Here is an 847-nt window from a genome sequence, read left to right as displayed (position 1 = left end):
GCTCCTCGCACCGGCGGACATTCTGCGCGCGGTGGTGCTGGCCAAGCAGGCGGCCGACGTGCACAGCGGTTCGCTGGAGCAGCTCACGCTGGCGACCATGCTGGGCTCCTACCGCCTCGCGTCGCACCTGGCCTCGCTGCGCACAGCCTACGCGGCCAAAGGCGCCACGCTGGCCAACGCCTTGCGCGCGCATGCCGGCGGGTTGCTCGAATTCGATGCGCCGCAAGGCGGCATGTTTGTCTGGGCACGACTGCGCAGGGACTTGCCCCTGTTGCCGACAAAAGATTGGGTGGACTTCGGGCTTCGGCATCGAGTGCTGGTAGTACCAGGCGCCGCCTTCAGCATCAGCAACGCCGCACAACCCTGGTTGCGTTTGAGTTTTGCCAACCCATCACAGGCCGCGCTGCAGCAAGGCGCCGAGCGCCTGGGCCGCGGGCTGCAAAGCCTCGCCACCCACACAGCTTCCGATTTCAGGACAACCCACGAAAGGACTTCCGCATGAGTCACTCCAGCGACGTTTCATCCCTCTTTAAAACCCTGGGCGTCAACGCCGACCTCGGCAGCAAGGCGTCCGCGGCCATCGAAGTGGTCACTCCCATCGATGGCAGCCTCCTGGCGCGCGTAGCCATCCACAGCGCCAACGAAGTCGACAGCGCACTGAACGGCGCACACCAGCGTTTCATAGCCTGGCGCAGTGTGCCCGCACCCAAACGCGGTGAACTGGTGCGCGCTTTTGGCGAAACCGTGCGCCGCCACAAGGCAGAGCTGGGCCGGCTGATCTCGCTGGAGACCGGCAAGATTTTGCAGGAAGGCCTGGGCGAGGTGCAGGAAGTCATCGACATCTGCG

General features: G+C 65.2%; 2 protein-coding genes. Both read left to right on the top strand.

What is annotated here, in order from left to right:
• Positions 1 to 502 (top strand): aminotransferase class I/II-fold pyridoxal phosphate-dependent enzyme (locus AC1D12_RS34400; protein WP_477845534.1); only part of this gene is annotated, 502 nt, incomplete at its 5' end.
• The coding region (locus AC1D12_RS34395; RefSeq protein ID WP_477845533.1) for an aldehyde dehydrogenase family protein at positions 499 to 847 on the top strand (349 nt) is incomplete at its 3' end. The genes AC1D12_RS34400 and AC1D12_RS34395, both read left to right, overlap by 4 nt.

This window comes from Rhizobacter sp. P1_G5 (genome assembly GCF_056405435.1).
The sequence above is the reverse complement of the archived record's forward strand: the minus strand, read 5'-3'. Positions and strand labels throughout refer to the sequence as shown.